This is a genomic window from Simiduia sp. 21SJ11W-1, assembly GCF_024138675.1.
Taxonomy (GTDB): domain Bacteria; phylum Pseudomonadota; class Gammaproteobacteria; order Pseudomonadales; family Cellvibrionaceae; genus Simiduia.
Map to the genome: position 1 here is coordinate 1,143,557 of NZ_CP090959.1, position 20,747 is coordinate 1,164,303.

The following is a 20,747-nucleotide window of genomic DNA, read 5'->3' on the forward strand; positions in this document are numbered from 1 at the left end:
AGCGCACTAACTTCAGGCATTGGGTGGGTGAGGGTGCGGGGAGTTTACCAGATCCGGCGCGCGCATCGCATGGGGCATGGTGGGGCCAATGTGCGGGCCGGCTGCCAGTGTTTCTGAACCGGCTCTGGGATATACTAGTGCGTTCGAACGAATTGGCCGGCAATTCAGCCACTTATCACCCAGACACAGGCAGTTTAGCGCCCATGAGCTATCAGGTACTCGCCCGCAAATGGCGGCCCCGCATCTTCCGCGAGATGGTGGGCCAAGAGCACGTATTGCAGGCTTTGATCAATGCACTGGATCACAACCGCTTACACCATGCCTACCTGTTCACTGGCACCCGCGGGGTGGGCAAAACCACCATTGCCCGTATTCTGGCCAAATGCCTGAACTGCGAAACCGGCGTAAGCTCCGAACCCTGTGGCCAGTGCAGCGCCTGTTTGGAGATTGCCCAAGGCCGCTTTGTTGATTTGATTGAGGTGGATGCCGCCAGCCGCACCAAGGTAGAAGATACCCGCGAGCTGTTGGAAAACGTGCAGTACGCGCCCACCCGTGGCCGCTACAAGGTGTACCTGATTGACGAGGTGCACATGCTTTCTACCAGCAGCTTTAATGCGCTGCTGAAAACCCTGGAAGAGCCGCCGCCGCACGTTAAATTCCTGTTGGCCACCACCGATCCGCAAAAGCTGCCGGTTACGGTGCTCTCGCGCTGTTTGCAATTTAATCTGAAGAACATGAACCCCGAGCGCATTGTGGGCCATTTGGCGTTTGTGCTTGAAAAAGAGCTGGTGCCTTTTGATGACGCCGCACTCTGGGCGCTGGGCCGCGCGGCCGATGGCTCTATGCGCGACGCGCTGTCGCTCACAGACCAAGCCATCGCCTTTGGCAATGGCAAAGTTCAGGAAGCAGACGTGCGCGCCATGCTCGGCGCTATTGATCAGGGGCTGGTGTACGACATGCTACAGGCTCTGGCCGCCGGTGATGGCCAGGCATTGTTTGCGGCCGTGAACCAGCTGGCCGAGCACGCGCCCGACTACCAGGGCGCGCTGGCGGAGATGTTATCGGTGTTGCACCGCATAGCCATTGCCCAAGCCATGCCTGAGGCCATAGACAACAGCTTTGGCGATCGCGAGCGCATCTTGGCGCTGGCCTCCCAACTGCCTGCCGAAGATGTGCAACTTTTTTACCAAACTGCACTCTTGGGCCGGCGTGATCTGCCCTTGGCGCCAGATCCGCGCTCGGGTTTTGATATGGTGCTGCTGCGCATGATGGCCTTTAAGCCTCAGGGCGTGGCAGATCTCCCCAAGGCCGCACTTAGTGCGCCCGCTGCCGGTACGCCCGCAGCTGTCGCCCCGGCTGCTCGCCCGCCTGAGGCCGCCACAGCACAAGCGACTCCTGCCCGGGCTGCAGTGTCTCAGCCGGCCACACCTCCGCCGGCCGCACCTCAGCCGGACGCACAAGCACCCGTAGCCACTGAGGCTGCAGTACAACAGCCTGCGCCAGCGGTGCCAGCGCAAGAATCGGCACTCGTGCAGCCACCGGCTGAACCGCAGGTGCCTTCGGCCACACCTCAAGCGCAAGATAGCCCGCCCTGGGCCGATGATGAGGGCGAATCGAATTTATATGCAGACGAGCCAAGCCCGGCACCTGAACCCCAGGCCGCGCCCCCCGAGCCTGCCACTGCCGCAGTAGCCCCGGTTGAACCCGCACAGGATGTAGGCACACCGGCAGCGGTTGCGGTGAATGAGGCACCCCAAGCGGTGCAGCAGCCCACACAACCGCAACCCTCACAACAACAATCCTCACCGCAGCTGCCCGTGGGCGAGGTTGTAACGCCCGCACCCCAGGCAGCCCCTGTGGCGGCGCCTGAAGCTGAACAAGCACCCAAAATAACACTGGCAGGCCTTACGCCTGAGCACTGGGTTGATCTCTATTTAGCGCTCGGTGTGGGGGGTGTGCTGCAAAGCACCGCCGCCAATAGCTGCCTGGATTCGGTAGAGGGCAATCAGCTTCGCTTTACCCTTGATGAGGCAAACGCCAACCTGTTCGACCCAAGCCACCAACAGCGCCTGGCCGATGTGATTACCGCCTATTTTGATGCGCCAGTGAGTGTGCAAATTGCACCTGGCCCGCTCACGCGGGAAACGCCCGCGGCCACGGCTATTCGGCTGCGCGCTGAAAAACAGGCGCGCGCGCTTGAAAGCGTAAAAAATCATCCGCTGCTCAAAGCGCTGGAGGCAAGTTTTCAGGCCCAACTTGATGAATCAACCGTAGAACCCCTGTAACACATGTAAATAGAGGTACAACAATGTTTGGCAATATGGGCGACCTGATGAAACAGGCGCAGCAAATGCAGGAAAAAATGCAGCAGATGCAGGCAGACCTCGCCAACGCCGAGGTAACCGGCAGCGCTGGCGCCGGCATGGTTACGGTGGTGATGAACGGCCGTCACGACGTGCGCAAGGTGAACGTGGATCAAAGCCTGCTCAGTGAAGACAAAGAAATGTTGGAAGATTTACTGGCCGCAGCGGTAAACGATGCGGTGCGTAAAGTTGAAGAAAAAAACAAAGAAATGATGGGCAACCTCACCGGCGGAATGCAAATGCCCCCCGGTTTTAAAATGCCGTTTTGATTGCACCTACCGAGTAGTGTTGGATGTTTAGCCCGCTAATTGATGAACTGATGAGTGCCCTGCGGTGTTTGCCGGGCGTTGGGCCCAAGTCTGCCCAGCGCATGGCGCTGCATTTACTTGAGCGCGACCGAGAAGGAGCGAGCCGGCTTGCAAATTCTTTAGCAGTTGCCGTGGAGGGCGTGGGTGAGTGCAACCGCTGCCGCACGCTAACCGAGCAAGATGAATGCAGTATTTGCAGCAATCAACGCCGCACCAAGGCAATGCTTTGTGTGGTGGAAACACCAGCCGATGTGTTGGCCATCGAGCAGGCCGGCACCTACCCGGGCACCTATTTTGTGTTGCACGGCCACCTGTCACCCATTGATGGCATTGGCCCTGCGGATCTTGGCCTCGATAAGCTGCAAGCACTTTGGACTGCGGGCGATATTGAAGAAATGATTCTGGCCACCAACCCCACCATCGAAGGCGAGGCCACCGCCCACTATATTTCCGAGCGGGCCAAAAAAGCGGGCGTGAAAGTCACGCGCATAGCACACGGTGTGCCCCTTGGTGGCGAGCTGGAATACATAGATGGCGGCACCCTGGCGCACGCCTTCTCAAGCAGGCAAATTGTTTAATGACCATTGCAACTACACCCATTTGGGTTGATTCACAAGATGAACTCCGCACCTTGTGCGAACGTTGGCAAGATCAAGCGGCCATCGCCATAGATACCGAGTTTATGCGCAGCCAAACCTATTACCCGCACGCGGGTTTGATTCAAGTGGGCGACGGCCGTGGCTGCTATTTAATTGATCCGCTCGCCATAAAAGATTTAACCCCGTTGGCCCAACTGATGACCCACCCGGGCACAGTGAAAGTGATTCACTCCTGTTCGGAAGATCTGGAAGTGTTCCGCTTTTTACTGGGTGTTGTGCCCAAACCACTGTTCGATACCCAAATAGGTGCGGCCTTCGCCAACTTCGGTTTTTCACTGGGGTATGGGGCCTTGATTCAGCAACTGCTCTCCATTGAGCTGGAAAAGGGCGAAACGCGCTCCGATTGGATGCAGCGCCCGCTCAGCCAGTCGCAGTTGCACTACGCAGCCCTTGATGTGGCCTACCTGCTCATTGCCTACGGTAAAATTTTGGCTGAGCTCAAACAGCTAGGCAGGCTCGGTTGGGTGCGCGAAGAGTGCGAGCGGCTGGTAGCCGCCGCCGAAAGCCCGGAAGATTTCAGCCAGGCCTACACCAAGATCAAACTCGCCTGGAAACTCTACCCAGATCAGCTCGCAATACTGCGCGATGTGTGTATTTGGCGTGAAAAAACCGCGCGCGAATTGGATATCCCCCGTAACCGATTAATGAAAGAGGGTGCGGCCTGGGAAGTTGCGCGCAGAAAACCTGGCCACACCAAGCAGCTGGCGGGCATTGATGGCATGGGTAATCGCACCTTGCGCGACCACGCCGAAACCCTGTTGGCGATTGTGCAAAATGCCGAAGCCAACGGCCTGCCCGAGCGCTTGCCAAAGCCCTTTACGCCGCGCCAAGGCGAAGTATTAAAATCGTTGAAAGCCGTGGCAAACGGCGTTTCTGAAACCCAGGCCATAGCACCGGAGGTGCTGACGCGCAAAAAGGATTTAGAGGCGCTCACCCGCTCGGTGCTGGCCGGTAAGCCCGAATTACCTGACACATTAACCGGCTGGCGCTATGCTGTGGTTGGTCAGCAGTTGGCCGCTGAGGCCGAAACTCTGGTGCCTGAATACCAGCAAGAGAACTTCCATGTCTGATGCCATTCAAAACCTGTGCGACATTTATAAAAGCCCCAAAGACCCGGATATGTACCTGTATGTGCGAAAAACCGAAGGTTTGGCGCGCGTGCCCGAGGCCTTATTGGAAAAGTTTGGTAAGCCTTCCCATGTAATGACGTTGTTACTGCGCGATGGCCGTAAGCTTGCCCGGGTAGATGTAGACAAGGTGCGTGCCGCACTCACTGAGCGCGGTTTTTATTTACAGCTGCCGCCGCCAAAAGAAGACTACATGACCCAGATCAACCAGCAAAATTCCAAGTTGGTTTAACCTTGGCCTGGTTTCGGGATTACTGGCGCGAGGTGCCACTGGCGGAGATGACCGACAGCCAGTGGGAAGCCCTGTGCGATGGTTGTGGCAAATGTTGTTTGCAAAAACTGGAAGATGAAGACGACGGCGAAGTCTACTACACGCGCCTTGCCTGTGAGTTGTTGGATCTGGAAAGCTGCCGTTGTACAGACTACCCCAATAGGCTGCAAAAAGTGCCCGACTGCCTGCAGCTTCGGGCCGAAAAAATCACAGAGTTTCACTGGCTGCCGGTGACTTGTGCCTACCGGTTGGTGGCCGAAGGGCAAGATTTACCCGAGTGGCACCCGTTGATTTCAGGCTCACCTGCAACCGTGCACAGCGCCGGTATTTCAGTGCGCGGGCGAGCGAAATCTATGGCCGGAGTACCTGAAGATCAGTGGCAGGAAGACGTAGTGCATTGGGTAGATTTATAACAGCCCTGCTTAAAATTTTGGAGTAAACACATGCAAGACCCGAATATCCCCATTATGTGGTACGCCTACCTGGCTGGCGTGTTGGGCCTGATGATTGCCACCTGGTGGATGTTTCGCCAACGCAGCGAACTTGCACAATTTGCCACTGTTACCGTGGGCGCATGGCTACTGACGCCCGTGGCGCTCACCCCTGAAATCCCGCAATGGGCGCCGGCATTTTTCGTACTGGTGCTCGATGGCCTGTTTACCGATCATTCCATTGAACGGGTGATCTGGCCCATGGCTTTCGTGTGGGTGGCGGCGCTATTGTTGAGTTTGGCTGCGCGCATAGCCTGGCAAAAGTGGCGTGGTAAAGCCGGCGCCCCAAAGGCTGAAGAACACTAGCTGCAAGTGAGTAGCCCGTAAGTTCCAGCCCACCCAAAGGTGTGCCAGCGCAGCACGCCGTGATCTTGTGAAAACCTAGCTGCTAGCCTGCCAGTTATTTTGCGCGTGAAGCGGCAGTTGGCCTGTATGGCGGTCACTGGGCATCGTTTGGAATAATAATTTCGACGCGCCGATTGATTTGCCGCCCGCGGGCTGAATCATTACTGGCGATGGGGGTGCCTTCGCCTTTACCCTTAGCCTGCATGCGGTAGCTGGCAATACCCTGTTTTAACAGGTAAGCCCTTACTGAGTCTGCTCGGTCTTGTGAGAGGGCCAAGTTAGCGGCATCGCTGCCGGTGCTGTCGGTATAACCTTCAATGATCAGTTGACGATCTTGATTCTGGTTGAGAAACCGTGAGAGTTTATCAAGATTCTCAGTGGTGCCGAACTTCAATTCAGATTTTCCAGACTCAAACAGCATATCGCCTAACGTCAAGACCATGCCTCGTGCGCTTTTTTTCGCATTGAGATCCACCAGCTCCTGTTCAAGTTTAGCGTTGCGGGCCATCGTTTCCTGCAATTTATCACGGGCGACATTTGCCTCTGATGTGCGCGCGTTTAAACGCGAGGCTTCACGCTCATCAATCAAGGCTTTACGTTGATCTTCCAGTAATCGGCTTTCTGCAATCGCAATTGCAATTTCAACTTTATGATCGGCCATAAATCTACGGTGCTCTACCACAACCTTTTCACGTTCCGGTTGTTCGGCTATACGGGTAGCCAGTTCCGCTTCCTTGATGGCCAGCTGTGCGCGGCTGGCGAGTTGTTGGTCTGATTGAAGGTTGGTGAGTTTTTCACGTACCTCCACAGCGTTGGCAGGTTTTGTGCTGGTGCCGGAGCAGCCGATGGCGAGCACTAGCGCAGCGGCGGGTGCTGCTAATTTTAGGTGTTTAACCAGGTGTATATTCATTGCGTGTTTCCTTGGTTGCGCTGCATTTCTTGCTTTAGCATCTCTATGCTGCGGATCATGTCTTCATTAACTTGCTTGGCTTTAATTTTATTGGCGCGTGCCAAGGCGAGCCTTGCGCTTACTTCTGATTCGTTCGCTAGCCGAGTGGCCGAGGCCACGTCTTTTTCCTGAGCCGCTGCGCGTGCATCGGTAAGCTTCTTTCGAGCTTGGCTGAGTTCCGGAAGTGCATAATCCGATACCCGTTCCTGATCGGCATTTTCGATAGCGGACTCAGCGCTTTGCAGGGCGCGATAAGGGTGTGGTGCATTCGTTGTGCATGCAGTTAGCGACAACAAGATAGCTATAATCGAAACCCCAAAAAAAACAGCGTGAGAAGGCTGTGGTTTTAGCAGTGGTGATGCACGATTGAACGGCAGTTTATCTATTAGTTTCATGGGCAATGCCTCTTCTGACACCTTCGGAGTGAGTGGCGGTAGGCAATAAATATAACTTAATGGGTTGCGGAGGTCGGTTCTGTAGCGTACAGATGCCTATCGGTGAGCCTATGTAAGCTTAAGCTTTTCTTAAATAATGGAGTGTTCAATGCAAGATATTCTTGTGTTTACATTGTTGTTCATCTGGGCGCTAGGTTTGGTTTTTTCCTATACTGTGGGTGGGTATATCCACCTTCTTTTGCTTGTGGTGATTGTGGTGCTGGCAAAGAAGGCTATTGATAACAGAGGCGTTTAGCAAAGGCTTGAATGGCTGCCACCCTGTGAGATCTCCGTAAGTGTGCCTTGGCGTTTGTGCGTTTGTTGTTAATTTTTCTATTTAACGGCGATTCTTGCAACGAAAGCGTGGAATCCAGGTGTGTGGTTTCAGGAATTGGATAAAAATATAAGCTAATGTAGTTAGCTTTTACCCTAATGCTCATTGCTTGGGGTTGAACTTGGTTTCACTAGTTTTCTCAATATTTATGGCTGTTATTTTATAGCTGCGCATTGAAGTCGGTAAGTCGCCATGTTCAGGGCAGGGTGGCGCATCGATCATCGTCTGTTGGGCAAGTGTCGGTTGAATACTTATTTAAGCTGTGTGAGTGTATGATCTCTGTTATGTTCGCTAGCGTACATAGTGTGAAATAGCTGCTGGTTATAATGCTGGCAGAATTATTGTCGGTGCGGATTTGTCAGTCGATGTCGTCAATCATTCCCTAATTTGACAATCCTTAATTGGCAAAATAATTCTATGATTTCCACCGATACAGCGGCGAAATACTGCCCTACCCAAAATCACCTCGTTGCGGCGCTGCCGTTAGATGTTCGTCGGCGCTTGGAGGAAAATTTGGAGCTAATATATTTGCCGCTAGGCGAGGTACTCTATGAGTCTGGCTATACGTTGCGCTACGCCTATTTCCCTTTAGATTGCATTATTTCCATGTTGTACGTTATGGAGGATGGCGCTTCGGCAGAGATTTCAGTTGTAGGCAATGAAGGTATCTTGGGTACGGCGTTGTTTATGGGCGGCGATAGTACCTCCAGCCGTGCGCTAGTGCAGAGTGCGGGTTATGCCTACCGAATACCTGGGCGACGCTTTAAAGACGAGTTTGACAGGCATTCAGAGATGCTGATGTTGCTCTTGCGATATACCCAGGCGCTTATTACCCAAATGGCTCAAACAGCCGTCTGTAACCGTCATCATTCGGTGGATCAGCAGTTGTGCCGCTGGATGTTATTGTCGCTCGACCGATTGCCTAGCAATAACCTGATTATGACCCAAGAGCTGATAGCCAATATGTTGGGGGTTCGTCGCGAGAGTGTAACGGAGGCCGCGGGAAAATTGCAGAATCTCGGTGTGATTGCCTATCACCGCGGCCATATTAAGGTGCTGGATAGAGATATGCTTGAATCACTCTCGTGTGAGTGTTACGCAGTGGTTAAAAAGGAGACAGACCGATTGCTACCACGATGTCGTCCTAAGAAAAGCGGCGAGTGTCTAATCAGCTAGATGGAGGTGTATTAGGTTTGATACAACGGTTCGCCATCGTACAGATTTTCTTGCCTGGGTAAAACATACTGGACCTACATTTGTCGTGAGAAATCGTTGAATCTTTTTTTGGTTTACGTTTTCTATGTGAAGGTTTTGTATGGAAAAATTATCATATCCCATTGAAAATTTGCTGATTTGTGCGCTTTCTCGCAGGTTGACAGATCACCTGATAGGCCAGTGTCGTCAAGTATGGCTGGCCCGTGGTGACCTGGTCTACGAGCGTAATCGGCCTTATCGATACATCTATTTTCCTTTATCTGGCGTGTATTCTTTTAGAGCGATAGCCGACGACCATAGGTCAATGAGTATCGAAACTATCGGGCGCGAAGGCATGCTTGGCGTAGCCGCATTGCTGGGTAATGGTGATGCAAGATTTCAATGTGTTTCATTGGTGTCTGGCAAGGCATTGCGCATTTCGGTGGGGAATATTAGAAAAATACTGCGTAACAATTCAGGTTTTGATAGATCTGTAGGGCGCTATATTATGCATTTGATGGGCGAGTTGTCGCAATCTATCGTTTGTGTGCAATACCACACTGTTGAGCAAAGGTTGGCTAGGTGGCTGATAGAGGTGAGCGATCAATGCCAAGGGGAGGCGCTGGAATTTACCCATGTCAGCATTGCCAGATTAATGGGGGTAAGGCGTAGTGGCGTTAGTATTGCCGCGCATGGCTTTCTTGCCCAGTCACTTATTTCCTACACCCGTGGCTCACTGCGGATATTAAATCGCACCGGCCTCATGGAAAAATCATGTAATTGTTATATTCCGGTTAAGCATTGATGTACTGTGCTTGCAGATAAACGTTAATCCGATTTTGTGCTGGGTAAAACTTGGCCTGAATAATCAAAGGTTTGGTGCTTTAATGGCCGGGCTATTTTTCGCCGCTGAAAGGCTCCTAGATACCAGGTAGGCAGTCAGATAATTAAAAAATAGAAGAGCAGCCGGTGGGTGTGCGGCAGGCTTTACAGCGGGAGAGAAATAATTTTCTCAGCCTATTTATGGCGGCCGCTGTTGTTAGTGTAAAACCCGTTGCTCTTTGTTTTTTCGGTGTACATGTTTTCATCGGCATGGTTTATTAATTCCATTTGGTTCTTTCCGTCTGTTGGGTAAACGGCCACCCCTATGCTTGCAGGGGCTAGAATGCTGATTCTTCCAATTTTATAAGACACCGCTAGTTTTTCGAGAAGTTTCTTCTTGAGTTCGTTTGCGCCTTCTATGCCATCTACTTCAGGTAGTAGTACTACGAATTCATCGCCGCCATAGCGGTAGGTGGAGTCCTCTGCCCGTACGCAGGCAATCAATCGCCTTGCCATCTGGATGAGCACTTCGTCGCCGATGTTATGGCCGTAGGTATCATTAATAGACTTGAAGCCATTGAGATCCAGTATAAGTAGCCCAACTTGCTTGCCTTGCCGGTTGGCTTGATTGATTGATTGCAGCAATCTGTCTCTTAATAAACCTCTATTGGCGAGGCCTGTGAGTAGATCGTGATTGGCAAAGTGGCGCGCCTCAATGAGATCCTTTTCTAGTTTCATTACTTTATAGTGGAGCGTTTTAATGGTATTGCGTAGGAATGCTTCCTTTCGTCGGCTTGATTGCAGTAAATTGTTTCCCGGTCGCATCGCGCTAAGGTTTTCCATTGGTAGTACCATAGTTTAAACCCCTATTTCGGTTGCTGGGTGCTAGTTTAAGGTGTGAGAGTGATGCTCGGTGCTAAGTAAGTACTCGTGTAAGGTACTTGGATGGTTGCGAATGATTTTTTCGAACTTCCGCTCCATGGGCTTCCAGTTCGCAAGTTTCAGCCAGGCGCGTAAATATTGCAGTTTTCGGCTTGCCGTGTGGTTGGGGCCTCGCGCTAGTTGTATGTCTATCGAAAATACTGGAGTCATTCCAAGTTTGGCTGGGTTGACATGATTGGGCATGCCAATAATTTTAAGGGATTTTTCTTCGGTAAGAACCAACCATGCACAGTTTTCAAAGTTTAAATTGCTGCAGGTTTTTTCCAGGCTTAATCTGAAACAAAAGAAACTGCCAAAATCCTTGAGGATTGATTGCAGTAGCGGGCCGCTGGGTGTGTTGGTAGGAAGTTCCGCTTTGTTGTGCTCTGGCCATTGAGCTGGTGTAAGATTATTTTGGCTATGAGTGTTTTGGTTGGATGTGGCGCTTGTTTTTTTCTGGATGCAGAATTGGTTCTCTGATTTTAGTAGACCTAGTGAGAGTGCCATACTAGAGGCGCAGGTATGTAGCCTTTCGGCAAGCACATTAAGTGCACTAAAAGGCCCGATGTTTTGGAGGTTAGCATTTTTTTGAGCAGATTTCATACTGTGCATACCTGCTTTTTGCATGGTGTGAGTCGCTACAATCTGGTTCTCGCACTATGGCTCTGGGAGTACATATTCTTCATGTAAGCCCGTCAGCGGTCATAGAGAATATGTGATATAGCTGTTTAAAAGGTTAATTCTTCTGGCTTAACCTGTTTTACACCGCGAATGTTCTGAGCCATTTCAATGGCAAGTTCGCGCTCGGCGCCACTGCCCACTTTACCCGTTAGTGTAACCAATCCATCTTCAGTGGTTACCGAAATGTCCGAGCTGTCTACATTACTTGAGTAGATATAGGTGGACTTTATTTTTGTAGTAATCCAGCTATCTGATACTGTGGTGTTTTCGCTTGATTTGGCAATTTTCTTGTTTTCCGGCGCGGGCGTGCCCTCCTGCTTTTTGACGATTAGCTGGTTCTTCACAGACTTCACTCCCCGCGTGTTTTTTGCCAGCTTTCCGGCGAGCTCTTTGGCATCAGCTGTGCCTACGTTACCCGTAAGGGTTACATTGCCGAACTTGGTGATCACATTTGTTGTTAAGCCGTCCGACGTTTTGCCCCACAGGAGCTTTGATTTTACCGCTGTGGTGATGGAGGCGTCGTCTATGTATTGCCCATAGTCGTTCTCTGACTGCTCATCATTTTTGGAATTTTGCTCTGCAGAGACAGTGATTTTGTTGTCTACGGATTTAATGCCATCCACACCCAGCGCAATTTGCTTGGCAAGTTCCTTGTCGGTGTCTTCTGTGACGCCCCCATTGAGCGTGGCCTTGCCGTTGGCCACGGTCACCTGGATGTCATTGGATCTCAGGTAGGGGCTTAGGGCATAGGTTGTCCAGATTTGTGCTTCTTGACGCGCCTCAAGAATATTCTGAGACGTGCAGTCATCTGACCAGGCGCTGCCACTCAAGGCGGCTGCCGAAACCAGCATTGCCAACGGGATTGCTTTACGGTTAAAGTTTTTCATGGTGTTGCTCCGTTAATACTTACGTAGCGTTCAATTCTTGAATGCCTAATGCGTTAGTGTTGTTTGTTGATCCGCTGTGGCGTGCCCAGGTGCGTGAGTTGGCATCTGATTGCCTGGCGCTGGCCATTGCACACTGTGCATTCGGTAGGGCCGCCACGATTAGCAACCTTAGAGAAGCCGCTGATGAGGGTCGGTACGCTATCTCACATAGGGCAATATTTGTGATCGGTGGCGTTCTGGTTAGTGGCGGGGCGTGACAATAATTGGCGTCTTATTATTTTCTCGTTGTTTAATTATGACGCAGGCTTTTGGCATGTTAAATACGATCAACTCGTATGCTGCTGGTTGTTCAAGGCGATTGGGGTTGCACTTGAATCCATACACCCTGAGCTATTTTGTGAATAATAATTTCGGTCGCAGTGGCGAGCGAGCTAAAAATTTTTGGCGATTTGCTGGTAGGTTGCTACAAAGAATTTTTCGGGGTGCTGTGCCAAGTAGTTCAGCAGCGCCTGGTGTGCTTGCGCGCTGATGGCGAGGTGGTCGCCACCTATGCCGTGAAAGGTAATATTTATCAAGCGGCTGTGCGCGGACGCTGTTTTCACCTGGGCAATAAGCGCCTCGCCCGAAACCCCAGAGGGGGACAGCCAGGTGGCGTTTAGGGCCGGCGGCTCTTGGCTCAGAATGGCGGTAAACAGCGGCGCAACCAAGGGCAAGTAGGGTTGGCCGCCGGCGTGGGTATCGCCACAGGGGGGTGTATAGGTGCGCAACTGCTGGCCGTCGATGGCCGTTAAAAAGCTGTTGGCCGCTTGCAACTCTTCGAGCATTTGCCTGGGGCTGCGCTGGTCTAAATCCTGGTGAGGCTGCACCCAGTCGCGCCCGGGCAGCGAAGCCCTGCAGTGGTGAAATACGCTATGGTTGCCCAGCGCGTGCCCCTGGGCTGCCAGCGCCCGCCACTCGTCTAAGCGCTCTTGAATGACGGGGGAGGCGAGCGTCAGGTAAAAGGTCGCCCGCAAGCCCGTGCTGTTCAGTGCCGGCAGGGCGTGATCCAGCTGGCTTGGCAGGGCGTCGTCATAATTCAGGCTGACCGCCGTTCGGCCATCGTCGGGCCAGTGGGGTTGGGCATTTATTAACGGGCTTAGTAGCAATAAGCTTAAACCCCAAAATATACGCGAGCGGGGTGATCCGGGTAGGCTGAACCTGCGTAGTGGGGCCATGAATTGCGCCTGCTGTTTTCATATTTAAGGGGGAGTCTACTGAACTGCAGCCAGTGCTTAAATAAGCAGGCCAGAATTTAACCGCGGCACAGGCTATGAAAATCTACCGGGCTGGCTAAAATGCCGGCACCACTGTGACTACTGGAGATGCGATTGTGCCCGATATCGTTGTGATGTTTTTTCTACTGGGCCTGATTGCCGGCCTGCTCCGATCTGACCTTACCGTACCGAAAGCTGCGTACGAAACCCTAAGCCTGTTGTTGATGCTTACCATCGGCCTGAAGGGCGGTATGGCCTTGTATGGCAACCTTAGCTGGCAGCTGGTGCCCGAGTTGTTAACGGTTATGCTGCTGGGCGGCGCTATTCCCTTGGTGCTGTTTCCGTTACTGCGCAAGCTCGTGGGCTTGAACCTTGAAGACAGCGCCAGCATTGCCGCGCACTATGGTTCTGTGAGTGCGGGCACCTTTGCGGTGGCCTTGGCCTATGTAGAGGCCCGTGAGCTGGTGGTGGCACCGGAGGTGACGCTCTACCTGGTGGCCATGGAGCTGCCCGCCATTGTGGTGGGGCTTTTGATCTACCGGCGCCTGCAGCGCGGCGGGCCGGTGCAACCTACCCTGGGTAAGCTTTGGCACGAGGCGTTCACTAACCAGGGCGTCATCTTGCTGCTGGGCGGTGTGATTATTGGTGTGATGTATGGCCCTATTCAGGGCGCTGCGGTTACCGATTTATACACAGGTGCCTTTAAGGCTGTGCTGGCCTTGTTCCTGCTGGAGATGGGTTTAACGGCGGCCAATACGCTGCGGCCATTCCCCTGGGCGCACTGGCGTCTGTTGAGCTTCGCGCTGATTGCGCCGCCGGTGCTTGCGCTAGTGGGTATTGCTGCAGGTAAGGCGCTGGGTATGAGCGAGGGCACCCAAGTCATTTTGGCCTCGCTCACCGCCAGTGCGTCTTACATTGCCGCACCGGTGGCCATTAAAGGCGCTATTCCCAAAGCCGACATCGGCTTGGCTATGCTCGCATCGCTTGGGCTTACCTTTCCCCTCAACGTGCTGGTGGGTATCGGCTTCTACCACTATTTGATTGCCCTATAACGCGCCTGCGCAATCAGTTCATCAACGCCCGGGCCTCTGCGAGTTCCTCCCGGGTGTTGATGTTAAAAAACGCCGGTTGGCAGCTGCCAAAATCTACCTGAATGCCACCGAGTTCGCGCACCAGCTGTTGCAGCTTGTGTTGGTCTTCACGGTAGGCATGGGTAAGGCGCGGCAACAGGCTTTTATGCCACAGGCCGAACAGCGGGTGCATGCGGCCCTGCTCAGAGGCCACCGCCAAATGTGATTTGACGCCCAGCCCCTTGGCCAGGCGGCGGCCTAAGTCTGCGGGGAAAAAGGGCGTATCGGCCGCCACCGTCAGTAGCCATTGTTGCGGGTGTGATTGCAGCCAGGTGAGGCCTGCAATAATGCCGCTCAAGGGGCCTGCGCTGGGCGGGGTGTCTGGCAGCATGGGAATGGGCGGCAAATCTGCCAAGGCACGGTTGAAGCGATCGAGCGCGCCGTTTACATTCAATGCAACACTTGCCACCTGCGGCGCCAGGCGTTGATGGGTGTAGTGCAGCAAGGGTTTGGCGCCGAGCGTGAGCAGGCATTTATCGGTGCCGCCCATGCGGGTGCCGGCGCCCCCGGCAATAATGAGCCCTGCAATATTGTTGCCGTTGATTTCCATGGCCTGTCGTCTGTTGTGAAGTCTTGGCCGTATAATAGCGGCAATTACCTGCTACGCCGAGTGACGCCATGAGTTTGAATCTGGAAGATTTACGCCGCGACTACCTGATGGGTGGCCTGGATCACAGCGATCTGAATGACGACCCCATCGCCCAGTTTGAGGTGTGGTTGCAGCAAGCCATAGACCTGCAACTAAAAGACCCTACGGCCATGACAGTGGCCACGGTAGATGCCAGCGGCCAGCCGTCGCAACGCATTGTGCTGCTGAAAAAGGTGGATCACGGTTTTGTGTTTTATACCAACTACGGTTCGCGCAAAGCCCAAGAGCTGAGCGCAAACCCTAAAGTGAGTTTGCACTTTCCCTGGCACGACATAGAACGGCAGGTGAAAATCTGTGGCGTGGCTGAAAAAGTCAGCGCGGCAGAATCGGCCAAGTATTTTCTCTCGCGCCCGAAGGAAAGCCAGCTGGCAGCCTGGGCCTCTCACCAAAGTCACCCGGTCGCTACGCGGCAGTTGCTCATGCAGCAGGTGGCGCGCATGAAAGAAAAGTTCGCCGCAGGCCTTGTGCCTGCGCCCGATTTTTGGGGCGGCTACCGGGTAGTGCCCTCTGAAATCGAATTCTGGCAGGGCGGTGCCAACCGGCTGCACGACCGCTTCCAATACACCCGCACCCAGGGCGGCTGGCAACGCAAACGCTTGGCGCCCTAGGCGGCTTTCATTACGTTGGTGTTAGCGAGCATCAACCGCCTGTTGCGCGGGGGCTTGTAGGGCAGGCGCTTGGAGTGCAGGCGCTTGGGGTTTGCCAAGGCCGGTATCATCTTCGGCGTGTGCCTGCACCAGCGCCAGCAGCACCCCTTTTTCTTCCCACAGGCTGATTTGCAAGCCGCGCGCAAAACGCAGCAGTGGGCGCTCGTCTATGTTAATGGCCCCCAGTTTTTCAAAGCTTTCCGCAAACGGCACCTGAAACAGCGAGGCGCCATCGGCCAAACGCAGCACAACGCCGTTTCGACCCTGAATGCTTACATAACGCCCGCCAATTAACCGGCTGTTGAGATCTGGCAGGTGGATGCTATTTACCAGAGTGAAATCCAGCGCCGTAAAGGCTTGATCGAGCGCTGCAATATTGTTGCCTTGATATTCCAGTGGCTGTTGCTGCAGGTGCAGGCTAACCACTTCGCCCGTGATGGATTCCGTCAGCTGTGTTTGCTGATAGGCCTGCCACTGGGTGTGCGCAGCCAAGCCCACGCCCAGAAAAAACAGCAGGCAGGCGATTTTTTGCCAGTGGCTCAGTGGCCGTTTGGGTGGCGTGAAAGCAGGCAGGCTACGGGCTTTAAGCGCGCTTAATTGGGCCTCTGTTAAGGCCGCGCCCGCAATTTCCTTTTTGCACAAGGTTTTTAACGGTTGAGCTTTTTCCCCAGTGGTGGCTTGCTCTTCGATGGCGCTTGTGGCTTGTGGTGCGCTCGCAAGCTCTAAGTGCAGTTGGTGAAACTTTTCCAGCAGGGCTTGGTGCGGCAGCTGCCACTCATCGGCCATTTGCTCAATAGAAAGATCAAGCCAGGCCCAAAGGTAGAGTATGTCGCGCAGGTCGGGCTCGAGTGTGGGCCACTGGTGGCTTAATTGCCCGGGTTGCAACTGCAGTTGTTCCAATGCCTCAAGCGGCGCCTGCAGGCTTTGCTTGGGGTTTTCATGGTCGGGTTTTGCGCGCGCACTGGTTTGGCTGCGCATGCGTTCATGCAGGAGGTTGCGCATCACCTTGCGTAGATAGGCCTCAGGCTGTAGCGCGGTTGTTTGTGATAACCGCATCCAGCGCTCAATCGCTGCGCGCAGTAAATCCAACGCTTGCTGGGTGTCGGCTGTGAGCACCAGGCCAAAGCGAAACAGGTTAGCCCATTGGTCATCGGTCAAATTTAACGGCGTTACCGGCATGGGAATCTCGCTATTTTCTTTGAGAGTTTAATTGAGAGTTACATTGAGAGTTACATTGTGTGAACAGCAACCCGTGCGTTCAAGCTTGTGGGCGGCAGTGCCCGAGCCTGGTATGCAGATGGGCTGCAGCTTTAATTGAGCAAAGGTTACCATTGCCGCAGGCCTCTGGCACATAGCTTTTGGCTTAAGGCCTGTGTTGCTGGGGCAATGTTTCTGTGTACCAGTTGCTATGCCATACTGCGGCCACGTTTAACCTGTAAAACCGCGAGGTGGCTATGCGATTTATAGATTTGCCGCGCTTTGGCGATGCCAGTGTGATGTGTGTAAGCGAAACAGATGCCCCAACGCCCGTGGCAGGCGAAGTGCAAATTCGCGTGCATGCAGCGGGCGTGAACCGGCCCGATGTAGTGCAACGCATGGGCCGTTACCCGGCGCCTGCCGGCCACTCGCCCATACTCGGGCTGGAAGTGGCCGGTGTGATCAGTGCCGTGGGCGAAGGGGTGAGCCAGTGGGCCGTGGGCGATGCCGTGTGTGCCCTGTGCAATGGCGGTGGCTATGCAGAGGTAGTGTGCGTGCCGGCCGGTCTTTGTTTGCCTAAGCCTGCCTCGCTTTCATTTGTAGAAGCGGCAGCCTTGCCGGAAACCTTGTTTACTGTATGGGGCAATGTGTTTGTGCGCGGGCGGTTACAGGCCGGTGAATCCTTGCTGGTACACGGTGGTAGCAGTGGCATTGGCACCATTGCCATTCAGTTGGCCCAGGCCTTGGGCGCGCATGTATATGCCACCGCAGGCAGCGATGAAAAATGCAGGGCTTGCACCCGCTTGGGCGCCAAAGCCGCCATTAATTATCGCCAGCAGGATTTTGTAGCGGAGCTTAAGTCGCTCACCCAGGATGCGGGTATAGACGTGATTCTGGATATGGTGGGTGGCGATTATATCGCCAAAAATATTGATCTGGCGGCAATGGAGGGGCGCATTGTAAACATTGCTTTCTTGCAGGGGCCAAAGGTTGAATTGAATCTGTTGCCGGTGATGCTAAAGCGTTTAACGCTCACAGGCTCTACCTTGCGCGCCCAGGCCAATGAGGCCAAGGCGGCGCTGGCGCGCGGTTTATCAGAACAGGTGTGGCCGCTGATCGAGTCGGGTAAAATAGCGCCCGTTATTCACACTACCTTCGCCCTGGGTGAGGTAGAACAGGCGCACCGGTTAATGGAATCGAGTGCGCACATCGGCAAAATTGTGTTAACCGTTAACGATTGAGGTAACAAGTGGAACGTTTTATTGAACAATTGATGTATCGCTCGCGCTGGTTGCTGGCACCTATTTACCTGGGGCTAAGTGTGGCAGTGCTGGCACTGGGTATTATGTTTTTCAGGGAGCTGTTTCATTTGTTGGTGGAAATTCCCACCATAGCTGAAGCTAATATGATCCTACTGGTGTTGAGCCTGATCGATCTGGCCATGGTGGGCGGCTTGCTGGTAATGGTGATGATGAGCGGCTACGAAAACTTTGTGTCGCAACTGGATATTGATGAAAACGATGAAAAGCTCAACTGGCTGGGCAAGATGGATTCTTCATCACTGAAAGCGAAAATTGCCGCCAGTATTGTGGCTATTTCATCTATTCACCTGTTAAAGGTATTCATGGGCGTTAAAAATTACGATGACATGCAGCTTATGTGGTACGTGATTATTCATATGACCTTTGTAGCCTCGGCGTTTGCCATGGGGTATCTGGATAAAATCACCAAGCATTAACAAGGGGTGCCCATGCACAAGCCGCTGACAGGGATACGCGTTATTGAAATGGGGCAGCTGTTGGCGGGCCCTTTCACCGGGTGCCTGCTGGGCTACTTTGGTGCCGAGGTGATTAAAGTGGAGCCGCCGGAAGGTGGCGACCCGCTGCGCAACTGGCGCAAACTGGACGACACCGGCACCTCCTTTTGGTGGCGCTCATTGGGCCGCAACAAAAAATCCGTTACCCTCGATTTACGTAAGGCCCGTGGCCAGCAATTGGCCGGTGATTTAATTGCGAGCGCCGATGTGCTGGTGGAAAATTTTCGCCCAGGCGTGATGGAAAAGTGGGGCCTGGGGCCAGAGGTCTTCGCCGAGCGCAACCCAAAACTTGTGTATGCCCGTATTTCCGGTTTTGGCCAAACCGGCCCCTACGCCAACCGGCCTGGCTTTGCCTCTGTGTGCGAAGGCATGAGCGGCTTTCGCTATTTGAACGGCTTCCCCGGTGAGGCGCCGGTACGCCCGAACCTCTCTATTGGTGACACCATAGCAGGCATTCACGCGGCCCTCGGCATTGCGCTTGCGCTCTTGGCCCAGCGCAGCGGTGATGGCCGTGAACAGCCGCTCGGCCAAGTGGTGGATGTAAGCCTGGTGGAATCCATGTTCAATTTAATGGAAGCGGTAGTGCCCGAGTATTCTGGCGCAGGTGTGGTGCGCGAGGCCTCGGGTACCACTGTGACCGGCATTGTGCCCACCAACACCTACCGCTGCGCCGATGGCAAATTTGTGGTGATTGGCGGCAATGGCGATTCCATTTTCAAGCGTTTGATGACGGCCATTGGCCGTGCAGACATGGCAATGGACACCCGCATGGCCAATAACGCCGGGCGCGTAGAGCATCAAGTAGCCATTGATAACGCCATCGCCAAGTGGTGCCTGGAGCACCCGAGCGCGCAAGTTATTGCCGTGCTTGAAGCCGAGCGTGTGCCCGTGGGCCCCATTTACAATGTGGCCGATCAAATGGCCGACCCGCATTTTCAGGCACGTAGTTTATTCGAGCGGGTAGAAATCAATGGCAGACCGCTGGATATTCCCGCCATTTTGCCCAAGCTTACCGGCACCCCCGGTACAACCGAATGGCCCGGCGGTGAGGTGGGCAGCCACAACGATGAGGTGCTGCAATCGGTGTTGGGCTTGTCTGCTGAGGCGATACAAGCGCTTGTGGCCGAAGGTGTGATTGCGCGCCGGGGTTAGCCCGCAAAGCTTTGGCGGTTTTTACGGTGTTTCTGGGCGCGGTTGATCTGAAAAAATGCCCCCGGCTTTTACCGGGGGATTCCTGCAATGGGTTTAAAGCCCTTAGTAGTTGGTTGCGAACTTGTTGTTAGATTCGTTGCTCTCGTCTATGGCTTTGTAGTAATCCACTTCAAACATCACGCGATCGCCGCGCGCAAAGTCGCCGGGGGCGAATGTCACATCAATGTATTTTTGCTCGCCGGCACCAAAAACCGTTTTGATATTGGCGGCGCTGCCCCAGCTTTGGCCACCTTTTTTCTGATGGGTGCCCCAAAGCACCATTTCAGCATAGTGGGCGCCGCCCTTGTTTTTTACGGTCACCCGGTAGTTGCCTGGCGCACCCATGGGCTTGGCCGCAACAATGGTGAAATCCGGCTTTGGCGTGGCGGGTGCGCGTACGGCTTCACTTGTGGCGCGGGCCGGTTGCGTGCTTGCACCTGGCTCGCGACTTTTGGCCTGAATGGTCAGTGGTTTGCACTTGCCTATCCCGTTTTCAACAACCCATGTTTGACCCATAGGGCAGCGGTGCTTTTCGGGGTTGCCGGCGGCAAATGTCGCTGTGGCGGCGGCCAGCAGTGCAATGGCAGAGGTAATTTTGATGCTAGATGATTTCATTTTGTAACTCCGGTTTAGCTGTAAGCGATGATTAAATAAAGGTTCACATTTATTCCACAGGTACGTAGCGGAAGCACTTGTACGAGAGGTTTAACTTTGAGTTGTGGCTAGTGCCATCGGATGGCAGGCTCACAATGTCATTTTTAATATTGGTGACATCGGTATCCGGGTTGCAGGTGCGCACGATGGTTTCCGAACGGGCGCAGGTGTATTCGTACCAGGCTTTACCTTCGTGCTTGATCAGCTTTTTACTGACAGGCGTAAAGCCTTGGGCACAGGCTGCAGGTTTTGGAATGGCACCGGCCACTTGAACCTGAAATTTTGGCTTGGCACTGGTTGCATTGAGTGTGGGGTTCGCCAGTGATTGGGCGGTGATGAGTGCGCTGGCAATCAATCCGGCCATGGCGATGGTGTGGTGCAGTTTGCGCTGCTGTTTCATAGTAAGACCCTCCTTGGGCTTTGC

25 protein-coding genes are annotated in these 20,747 nt (G+C 53.8%); 15 read left to right on the top strand and 10 right to left on the bottom strand.

Annotated features, from left to right (window positions below; translation table 11 throughout):
- The first annotated feature begins 203 nt into the window (after positions 1–203).
- Genes dnaX through L1F30_RS05120 form a run of 7 tightly spaced genes read left to right on the top strand, consistent with a single transcriptional unit; the run spans position 204 to position 5,525 of the window.
- On the top strand, positions 204–2,285 hold the full coding sequence (dnaX, locus tag L1F30_RS05090) for a DNA polymerase III subunit gamma/tau (protein ID WP_253361746.1): 2,082 nt from the start codon (positions 204–206) through the stop codon (positions 2,283–2,285).
- A gap of 23 nt (positions 2,286–2,308) precedes the next feature.
- Positions 2,309–2,632 (top strand): YbaB/EbfC family nucleoid-associated protein, encoded by a 324-nt coding sequence (locus L1F30_RS05095; protein ID WP_253360220.1) that lies wholly within the window; start codon positions 2,309–2,311, stop codon positions 2,630–2,632.
- Between the two features lie 23 nt (positions 2,633–2,655).
- The gene (gene recR / locus L1F30_RS05100; RefSeq protein ID WP_253360222.1) at positions 2,656–3,249 is read left to right on the top strand and encodes a recombination mediator RecR; all 594 of its coding nucleotides are present in this window, start codon (positions 2,656–2,658) and stop codon (positions 3,247–3,249) included.
- Entirely contained in the window at positions 3,249–4,400 is a 1,152-nt protein-coding gene (gene rnd, locus L1F30_RS05105) for a ribonuclease D (protein WP_253360224.1), read from the top strand. Before recR ends, rnd begins: the two co-directional genes overlap by 1 nt.
- On the top strand, positions 4,393–4,689 hold the full coding sequence (locus L1F30_RS05110) for a YcgL domain-containing protein (protein ID WP_253360226.1): 297 nt from the start codon (positions 4,393–4,395) through the stop codon (positions 4,687–4,689). Before rnd ends, L1F30_RS05110 begins: the two co-directional genes overlap by 8 nt.
- A gap of 2 nt (positions 4,690–4,691) precedes the next feature.
- A complete protein-coding gene (locus L1F30_RS05115) occupies positions 4,692–5,141 on the top strand; it encodes a YcgN family cysteine cluster protein (RefSeq protein WP_253360228.1) in 450 nt (149 codons plus the stop codon).
- A gap of 30 nt (positions 5,142–5,171) precedes the next feature.
- Complete coding sequence (locus L1F30_RS05120; protein WP_253360230.1) at positions 5,172–5,525, top strand: hypothetical protein; 354 nt, start codon at positions 5,172–5,174, stop codon at positions 5,523–5,525.
- Positions 5,526–5,658: 133 nt separating this feature from the next.
- Here L1F30_RS05120 and L1F30_RS05125 read toward each other — a convergent pair whose 3' ends face one another.
- Positions 5,659–6,420: an OmpA family protein gene (locus L1F30_RS05125; protein WP_253360232.1), complete on the bottom strand. Its 762-nt coding sequence runs from the start codon at positions 6,418–6,420 to the stop codon at positions 5,659–5,661.
- Between the two features lie 50 nt (positions 6,421–6,470).
- Positions 6,471–6,908: a DUF4398 domain-containing protein gene (locus L1F30_RS05130; protein WP_253360234.1), complete on the bottom strand. Its 438-nt coding sequence runs from the start codon at positions 6,906–6,908 to the stop codon at positions 6,471–6,473.
- Positions 6,909–7,056: 148 nt separating this feature from the next.
- Here L1F30_RS05130 and L1F30_RS05135 point away from each other — a divergent pair, with 148 nt between their 5' ends.
- The 3 genes from L1F30_RS05135 (at position 7,057) to L1F30_RS05145 (ending at position 9,280) form a co-directional block, all read left to right on the top strand.
- Positions 7,057–7,203 (top strand): lmo0937 family membrane protein, encoded by a 147-nt coding sequence (locus L1F30_RS05135; RefSeq protein WP_253360236.1) that lies wholly within the window; start codon positions 7,057–7,059, stop codon positions 7,201–7,203.
- Positions 7,204–7,698: 495 nt separating this feature from the next.
- Complete coding sequence (locus tag L1F30_RS05140; RefSeq protein WP_253360264.1) at positions 7,699–8,457, top strand: Crp/Fnr family transcriptional regulator; 759 nt, start codon at positions 7,699–7,701, stop codon at positions 8,455–8,457.
- 139 nt (positions 8,458–8,596) lie between these two features.
- Positions 8,597–9,280, top strand: a complete 684-nt coding sequence (locus L1F30_RS05145; RefSeq protein ID WP_253360266.1) for a Crp/Fnr family transcriptional regulator — start codon at positions 8,597–8,599, stop codon at positions 9,278–9,280.
- A gap of 212 nt (positions 9,281–9,492) precedes the next feature.
- Here the strand turns inward: L1F30_RS05145 and L1F30_RS05150 are convergent, their stop codons facing one another.
- The 4 genes from L1F30_RS05150 to L1F30_RS05165 form a co-directional block, all read right to left on the bottom strand.
- Positions 9,493–10,140, bottom strand: coding sequence for a GGDEF domain-containing protein (locus L1F30_RS05150; RefSeq protein WP_253360268.1), 648 nt, complete (start codon positions 10,138–10,140; stop codon positions 9,493–9,495).
- Positions 10,141–10,182: 42 nt separating this feature from the next.
- Entirely contained in the window at positions 10,183–10,821 is a 639-nt protein-coding gene (locus L1F30_RS05155; RefSeq protein ID WP_253360270.1) for a Fe-Mn family superoxide dismutase, read from the bottom strand.
- Between the two features lie 125 nt (positions 10,822–10,946).
- Positions 10,947–11,786: a BON domain-containing protein gene (locus tag L1F30_RS05160; protein ID WP_253360272.1), complete on the bottom strand. Its 840-nt coding sequence runs from the start codon at positions 11,784–11,786 to the stop codon at positions 10,947–10,949.
- Positions 11,787–12,217: 431 nt separating this feature from the next.
- Positions 12,218–13,000, bottom strand: coding sequence for a polysaccharide deacetylase family protein (locus L1F30_RS05165; protein ID WP_253360274.1), 783 nt, complete (start codon positions 12,998–13,000; stop codon positions 12,218–12,220).
- Positions 13,001–13,155: 155 nt separating this feature from the next.
- Between L1F30_RS05165 and L1F30_RS05170 the strand changes: the two genes are divergently transcribed.
- Complete coding sequence (locus L1F30_RS05170) at positions 13,156–14,091, top strand: sodium-dependent bicarbonate transport family permease (RefSeq protein ID WP_253360275.1); 936 nt, start codon at positions 13,156–13,158, stop codon at positions 14,089–14,091.
- A 13-nt stretch (positions 14,092–14,104) separates the two neighbouring features.
- Here L1F30_RS05170 and mobA read toward each other — a convergent pair whose 3' ends face one another.
- Positions 14,105–14,719 carry a molybdenum cofactor guanylyltransferase MobA gene (gene mobA / locus L1F30_RS05175; RefSeq protein ID WP_253360277.1) on the bottom strand — a complete coding sequence of 205 codons (615 nt, stop codon included), beginning with the start codon at positions 14,717–14,719 and terminating at the stop codon, positions 14,105–14,107.
- A 74-nt stretch (positions 14,720–14,793) separates the two neighbouring features.
- Between mobA and pdxH the strand changes: the two genes are divergently transcribed.
- Positions 14,794–15,426 carry a pyridoxamine 5'-phosphate oxidase gene (pdxH, locus tag L1F30_RS05180; RefSeq protein WP_253361748.1) on the top strand — a complete coding sequence of 211 codons (633 nt, stop codon included), beginning with the start codon at positions 14,794–14,796 and terminating at the stop codon, positions 15,424–15,426.
- Positions 15,427–15,447: 21 nt separating this feature from the next.
- On the opposite strand, the gene L1F30_RS05185 is transcribed toward pdxH, so the two are convergent.
- Positions 15,448–16,644 (bottom strand): RNA polymerase sigma factor, encoded by a 1,197-nt coding sequence (locus tag L1F30_RS05185; protein WP_253360279.1) that lies wholly within the window; start codon positions 16,642–16,644, stop codon positions 15,448–15,450.
- 275 nt (positions 16,645–16,919) lie between these two features.
- Here L1F30_RS05185 and L1F30_RS05190 point away from each other — a divergent pair, with 275 nt between their 5' ends.
- The 3 genes from L1F30_RS05190 to L1F30_RS05200 are packed head-to-tail and all read left to right on the top strand — an operon-like array spanning position 16,920 to position 19,630.
- A complete protein-coding gene (locus tag L1F30_RS05190; RefSeq protein ID WP_253360281.1) occupies positions 16,920–17,903 on the top strand; it encodes an NAD(P)H-quinone oxidoreductase in 984 nt (327 codons plus the stop codon).
- 8 nt (positions 17,904–17,911) lie between these two features.
- Positions 17,912–18,400, top strand: coding sequence for a TIGR00645 family protein (locus L1F30_RS05195; RefSeq protein WP_253360283.1), 489 nt, complete (start codon positions 17,912–17,914; stop codon positions 18,398–18,400).
- Between the two features lie 12 nt (positions 18,401–18,412).
- The gene (locus tag L1F30_RS05200; protein ID WP_253360285.1) at positions 18,413–19,630 is read left to right on the top strand and encodes a CaiB/BaiF CoA-transferase family protein; all 1,218 of its coding nucleotides are present in this window, start codon (positions 18,413–18,415) and stop codon (positions 19,628–19,630) included.
- Positions 19,631–19,732: 102 nt separating this feature from the next.
- Here L1F30_RS05200 and L1F30_RS05205 read toward each other — a convergent pair whose 3' ends face one another.
- Together L1F30_RS05205 and L1F30_RS05210 are read right to left on the bottom strand one after the other, a co-directional pair.
- Positions 19,733–20,284 (bottom strand): hypothetical protein, encoded by a 552-nt coding sequence (locus L1F30_RS05205; protein ID WP_253360287.1) that lies wholly within the window; start codon positions 20,282–20,284, stop codon positions 19,733–19,735.
- 49 nt (positions 20,285–20,333) lie between these two features.
- Complete coding sequence (locus L1F30_RS05210) at positions 20,334–20,723, bottom strand: hypothetical protein (RefSeq protein ID WP_253360289.1); 390 nt, start codon at positions 20,721–20,723, stop codon at positions 20,334–20,336.
- Positions 20,724–20,747: the final 24 nt, after the last annotated feature.

Bases quoted from the DNA above. Each gene is read 5' to 3' on its own strand.
- L1F30_RS05110 (WP_253360226.1), top strand. From the start codon at position 4,393: ATGTCTGATGCCATTCAAAACCTGTGCGACATTTATAAAAGCCCCAAA.
- L1F30_RS05095 (WP_253360220.1), top strand. From the start codon at position 2,309: ATGTTTGGCAATATGGGCGACCTGATGAAACAGGCGCAGCAAATGCAG.
- L1F30_RS05160 (WP_253360272.1), bottom strand. From the start codon at position 11,786: ATGAAAAACTTTAACCGTAAAGCAATCCCGTTGGCAATGCTGGTTTCG.
- L1F30_RS05210 (WP_253360289.1), bottom strand. From the start codon at position 20,723: ATGAAACAGCAGCGCAAACTGCACCACACCATCGCCATGGCCGGATTG.
- mobA (WP_253360277.1), bottom strand. From the start codon at position 14,719: ATGGAAATCAACGGCAACAATATTGCAGGGCTCATTATTGCCGGGGGC.
- L1F30_RS05145 (WP_253360266.1), top strand. From the start codon at position 8,597: ATGGAAAAATTATCATATCCCATTGAAAATTTGCTGATTTGTGCGCTT.
- L1F30_RS05150 (WP_253360268.1), bottom strand. From the start codon at position 10,140: ATGGAAAACCTTAGCGCGATGCGACCGGGAAACAATTTACTGCAATCA.
- L1F30_RS05135 (WP_253360236.1), top strand. From the start codon at position 7,057: ATGCAAGATATTCTTGTGTTTACATTGTTGTTCATCTGGGCGCTAGGT.
- L1F30_RS05130 (WP_253360234.1), bottom strand. From the start codon at position 6,908: ATGAAACTAATAGATAAACTGCCGTTCAATCGTGCATCACCACTGCTA.
- L1F30_RS05120 (WP_253360230.1), top strand. From the start codon at position 5,172: ATGCAAGACCCGAATATCCCCATTATGTGGTACGCCTACCTGGCTGGC.
- L1F30_RS05190 (WP_253360281.1), top strand. From the start codon at position 16,920: ATGCGATTTATAGATTTGCCGCGCTTTGGCGATGCCAGTGTGATGTGT.
- L1F30_RS05185 (WP_253360279.1), bottom strand. From the start codon at position 16,644: ATGCCGGTAACGCCGTTAAATTTGACCGATGACCAATGGGCTAACCTG.
- dnaX (WP_253361746.1), top strand. From the start codon at position 204: ATGAGCTATCAGGTACTCGCCCGCAAATGGCGGCCCCGCATCTTCCGC.
- recR (WP_253360222.1), top strand. From the start codon at position 2,656: ATGTTTAGCCCGCTAATTGATGAACTGATGAGTGCCCTGCGGTGTTTG.
- L1F30_RS05200 (WP_253360285.1), top strand. From the start codon at position 18,413: ATGCACAAGCCGCTGACAGGGATACGCGTTATTGAAATGGGGCAGCTG.
- L1F30_RS05140 (WP_253360264.1), top strand. From the start codon at position 7,699: ATGATTTCCACCGATACAGCGGCGAAATACTGCCCTACCCAAAATCAC.
- L1F30_RS05205 (WP_253360287.1), bottom strand. From the start codon at position 20,284: ATGAAATCATCTAGCATCAAAATTACCTCTGCCATTGCACTGCTGGCC.
- rnd (WP_253360224.1), top strand. From the start codon at position 3,249: ATGACCATTGCAACTACACCCATTTGGGTTGATTCACAAGATGAACTC.
- L1F30_RS05165 (WP_253360274.1), bottom strand. From the start codon at position 13,000: ATGGCCCCACTACGCAGGTTCAGCCTACCCGGATCACCCCGCTCGCGT.
- L1F30_RS05155 (WP_253360270.1), bottom strand. From the start codon at position 10,821: ATGAAATCTGCTCAAAAAAATGCTAACCTCCAAAACATCGGGCCTTTT.